Below are 4,313 nucleotides of genomic sequence, written 5' to 3'. Positions count from 1 at the left end.
CGGCAGGCTGCGGCCGAACGCGGCGCCGGCCTCGACGCTCGCCTCGACATTGGACTTGCCGAGCAGTGCATCCTCGATCGCGCGATAGCCGGTGCAGCGGCAGATATTGCCCTTCAACGCCGCGCCTAGATCGGTGCGTTGCGCCTGGTTCAGCGAGGCGCAGGTCAGGATCATGCCGGCGGTGCAGAAGCCACATTGAAAGCCCTGCGCATCGAGGAAGGCCTGCTGCATCGGATGCGTGCCACTCTCTCCGCCAAGACCTTCGATCGTGGTCACTGTGCGTCCTTCGGCCCGGAACGCCGGGATCAGGCAGCTATGCACCGGCTCGCCGTCGAGCAGCACGGTGCAGGCGCCACAGTCGCCGGCATCGCAGCCCTTTTTCACGCCGAAATGGCCGAGCTCGCGCAAGAATGTGCGCAGGCATTGGCCGGCGCGCGGCGCCTGCGCAAACGACTTGCCGTTGACCTCGAAGCTCATGACGGCCCTCCGGCCAGGAGTTCGCCGCGAATCTCTTCGCCGAGCCGCAGCGTCATGTGCTTGCGCCAGAGCGGCTGGCCGTGGATGTCGGTGTGGTACAGATCATCCGTAATCTGCTGCGCGATCGCGTCGCGAAGCGTCCTCGCGTCGGGCGGCTTGGGAAACGACAGCCGGATCGGCCGCACCGTCGAAGCGGTGACGGTGAGCGTCAGGGTGCCATCGGTATCAAGGCTGCCGATGAGGAGCGCCGCCGAGCGGCCGACCGGCGCCAGCGAGATCTGGCGAAAGGCGGTGCGGCGCTTCAAAGCGGCAATTGGAATATCGATCTGGCGAACCAGGTCGCCCGGCGCCAGCCGATTGCGCTGGTTGCCGGTGACGAAATCGACCACAGGAATCCTCTGTTCACCGCCGCCGGCCTTCCAGATGGTGCAGACGCCGTCGAGCGCGGAGGTGAGCGAGATCATCGGTCCCGCCGGCAGCGACATGCAGAGATTGCCGCCGACGGTCGCGGTCCTCCAGATCTTGAACGAGGCAAGAAAGGCGCGGCAGCACTGGTTGATCAGCGGCGCGGCGAGCCAGTCGGACGGGCAGGTGAGACCATCGAGTTCTGCGATGGTGCAGGTGGCGGCAATCGAGAGATGGCTCTCGGTGATCGTCAGCGCCGGCCATTTCAAATCGGTGAGATCGATCAGCCGCGTCAGCTGCGTTTGCGGCTCCGAGAACAGCCAGGTGCCACCCGCGAGCCAGGCATCGCCTGCCGTCCAAACCGGCAGCTGCGTGCGCGTTTGCGGACGGGCGACCGCTGTGATGGTATTCAAATCCATGGCTGCGCCAGCGCTTCCGTCGGGTGAATCGTCCAGGAGAAAGTGTTGCAAGACGGGAGCCAAGTCGCAAGAAGAAGTCGGAGCAAGGACGCAGTCGTCCTCCGCCTTGCGGCCTGCCGTCAGCGGATGTGAGGAGAAAGCGGGATCATGAGCGATTCAATGCCGATCTGGATCAGGAATCCCCTGGCCATCCTCGCGGACGGTGCCGAGCGCGGGGTGGTGGTGAAGGACGGCCGGATCGTCGAGCTGGTGTCGGCCGGCACCACGCCTGCGACCGCTGATGTCTCTGTGTTCGATGCGGGCGAACACGTCGTGCTGCCGGGCCTGATCAACACCCATCACCACTTCTACCAGACGCTGACGCGGGCGCTCCCGGCGGCGATGGACCGCGAGCTGTTCCCCTGGCTCCAGGCACTCTATCCGGTGTGGGCAAGGCTAACGCCTGAAGCGCTGGAACTCGGCGTCACCGTTGCGATGTCCGAGCTGCTGCTCTCCGGCTGCACCACCACGACGGATCATCACTACGTCTTCCCCGCGGGGCTCGAAGACGCCGTCGATATCGAGGTTGGCGTTGCAAAGCGGCTCGGAATGCGCGTGCTGCTGACGCGCGGCTCGATGAACCTGTCGCAGCGCGACGGCGGCCTGCCGCCTGACAGCGTGGTGCAGGACGAGGACACGATCCTCGCCGACAGCGCGCGCGTGGTGGCGAAGCATCACCAGCGCGGCGCGGATGCGATGGTGCAGATTGCGCTGGCGCCGTGCTCGCCCTTTTCGGTGACGACGTCGCTGATGCGCGCCACGGCCGATCTCGCTGAAAAACTCGACGTGCGCCTCCATACCCATCTCGCCGAGACCGAGGACGAGAACAAATTCTGCGAGCAGATGTATGGCTGCCGCCCGCTCGACTATCTCGAACAATGCGGCTGGCTCAATGCGCGCACGTGGCTGGCCCATGGCATCTTTTTCAACGCCGACGAGATGAAGCGGCTCGGCAAGGCAAGGACGACCATCAGTCATTGCGCGTGCAGCAATCAGCTACTGGCGTCCGGCTGCTGCCCGGTCTGCGAGATGGAGGAGGCCGGGGTCGGGATCGGGATCGGTGTCGATGGGTCGGCTTCGAATGACGGCTCGAACCTGATGCAGGAGATACGGGCTGCGTTCCTACTGCAACGGGCCCGCTATGGCGTAACGAAAGTCAGCCACAAGGATGCGCTGCGCTGGGCGACCAAGGGCTCGGCGGCCTGCGTCGGCCGTCCCGAACTCGGCGAGATCGCGGTCGGCAAGGCCGCCGATCTCGCGCTGTTCAAGCTCGACGAGCTGCGCTTTTCCGGTCACGGCGATCCGCTGGCCGCCCTGGTGCTATGCGGGGCGCATCGTGCCGACCGGGTGATGGTGGCCGGACGATGGACCGTGATCGACGGCGCGATCCCTGGCCTCGATGTCGCCGGCCTCATCCGCCGCCACAGCTCGGCGGCGCGGGCCATGCAGGCCGGATAGGGGCACGGAAACTGAAAGAGGGGGCGACCACAAGTGCCGGGTGCTTCTGGCCACCCCCTCCGAACCTCCTCCGGGAGGAGCAGGTGATTTGGCTAAAGCAAGAAGCGTGCTACTTGCCCGGCAGCTTGTCGTCGATGCCCTTGACGTAGAAATTCATGCCGAGGATCTGGCCGTCGTCGAGGTGATCGCCACCTTTGCACTCGACCGGCTTGCCGTCCTGCCCAACGATCGGGCATTTGAACGGGTGCAGCTTGCCCGCGGTGATCGCGGCCTGGGCATCCTCAGCCATTTTTTTCACGTCGTCGGGCATGTTGGTATAGGGCGCCATCGCGAACATGTGGCTGTCGAGGCCACCCCAGCTGTCCTCGGACTTCCAGGTTCCGGCGAGCTCCGCCTTGACGCGCTCGATGTAGTAGGGCCCCCAGGTGTCGAGGATCGAGGTCAGCTGGGTCTTCGGCCCGAACTTGATCATCTCGGAATCCTGGCCGAAGGCGAGCTTGCCGCGTTCGCTGGCAATCTGCATCGCTGCGGGCGAATCCGTGTGCTGCATGATCACGTCGGCGCCCTGGTCGATCAGCGCCTTGGCGGCGTCGGCCTCCTTGCCTGGGTCGAACCAGGTGTTGGCCCAGATGATCTTGACCTTGATATTAGGATTGACGCTCTGCGCCGCCAGCATCGTCGCGTTGATGCCGGAGACGACCTCCGGAATCGGGAACGAGCCGATATAACCGAGCACGCCCGACTTCGACATCTTGGCCGCGATCAGGCCTTGAATGTAGCGGCCCTGAAACCATTTGGCCGAATAGGTCGACATGTTCGGGTTACGCTTGTAGCCGGTGGCGTGCTCGAAATGCACGTTCGGATACTTCTTGGCGACCTTCAGCGTCGGGTCCATGTAGCCGAACGAGGTCGTGAAGATCAGCTTGTTGCCGGCGCGGACGAGCTGCTCGATGGAGCGCTCGGCGTCGGGGCCTTCGGGCACGTTCTCGAGATAGGTGGTCTCGATCTTGTCACCCAATTCCTTCACCAGCGCCTGGCGCGCGAGATCGTGCTGATAGGTCCAGCCGAGATCTCCGATCGGACCCAGATAGATGAAGCCGACCTTCAGCTTGTCGGCGGCGGAGGCTGCACCGACGCTTCCGGAGAGCAAGAGCCCGGTAGCCAGCGCAAGAAGTGATTTCCTCATCATCGATCTCCAAACATCAGGGGAAAGCCACGATCCGCAACGCGTGCGCCCCATCGCGCGCGTTGCGGAAATGAATTCAGCGGTCGGGTACGAACACGGTGCCGAGCGCGGCCGGTGCGGTCGAGCCGCCGCTGCGCGCGCGGGAGAGCAGAACCAGAACGATGATCGTCGCGAGATACGGCAGTGCCGACATGAATTGCGAGGGAATGCCGATGCCCCAGCCTTGGGCGTGCAATTGCAGGATCGTCACCGCGCCGAACAGGTAGGCGCCGACCACGAGCCGGCCCGGCCGCCAGGACGAGAACACCACCAGCGCCAGCGCGATCCAG

Annotated in this window: 4 protein-coding genes and 1 pseudogene; 1 reads left to right on the top strand and 4 read right to left on the bottom strand. The window is 64.7% G+C overall.

Annotated features, from left to right (window positions below; genetic code table 11):
- Both MOV75_RS28830 and MOV75_RS28825 read right to left on the bottom strand, forming a co-directional pair.
- A partial coding sequence (locus tag MOV75_RS28830; RefSeq protein WP_247007034.1) for a (2Fe-2S)-binding protein occupies nt 1-477 on the bottom strand: 477 nt, incomplete at its 3' end.
- Nucleotides 474-1,301 (bottom strand): FAD binding domain-containing protein, encoded by an 828-nt coding sequence (locus MOV75_RS28825; protein ID WP_246926338.1) that lies wholly within the window; start codon nt 1,299-1,301, stop codon nt 474-476. The genes MOV75_RS28830 and MOV75_RS28825, both read right to left, overlap by 4 nt.
- A 147-nt stretch (nt 1,302-1,448) precedes the next feature.
- On the opposite strand from MOV75_RS28825, the gene MOV75_RS28820 reads away from it, so the two are divergent.
- A complete protein-coding gene (locus tag MOV75_RS28820) occupies nt 1,449-2,798 on the top strand; it encodes an 8-oxoguanine deaminase (protein WP_247007032.1) in 1,350 nt (449 codons plus the stop codon).
- 109 nt (nt 2,799-2,907) lie between these two features.
- Here MOV75_RS28820 and MOV75_RS28815 read toward each other — a convergent pair whose 3' ends face one another.
- Nucleotides 2,908-3,984, bottom strand: a complete 1,077-nt coding sequence (locus tag MOV75_RS28815) for a BMP family ABC transporter substrate-binding protein (protein WP_246926341.1) — start codon at nt 3,982-3,984, stop codon at nt 2,908-2,910.
- Nucleotides 3,985-4,060: 76 nt separating this feature from the next.
- A pseudogene (locus MOV75_RS28810) lies at nt 4,061-4,313 on the bottom strand (ABC transporter permease); the annotation flags it as partial.

Origin of the sequence: Bradyrhizobium sp. PRIMUS42 (assembly GCF_023006515.1) — a bacterium.
In the GTDB taxonomy this organism is placed as follows: Bacteria; Pseudomonadota; Alphaproteobacteria; order Rhizobiales; family Xanthobacteraceae; genus Bradyrhizobium.
The sequence above is the reverse complement of the archived record's forward strand: the minus strand, read 5'-3'. Positions and strand labels throughout refer to the sequence as shown.

Bases quoted from the DNA above. Each gene is read 5' to 3' on its own strand.
- MOV75_RS28825 (WP_246926338.1), bottom strand. From the start codon at position 1,301: ATGGATTTGAATACCATCACAGCGGTCGCCCGTCCGCAAACGCGCACG.
- MOV75_RS28820 (WP_247007032.1), top strand. From the start codon at position 1,449: ATGAGCGATTCAATGCCGATCTGGATCAGGAATCCCCTGGCCATCCTC.
- MOV75_RS28815 (WP_246926341.1), bottom strand. From the start codon at position 3,984: ATGAGGAAATCACTTCTTGCGCTGGCTACCGGGCTCTTGCTCTCCGGA.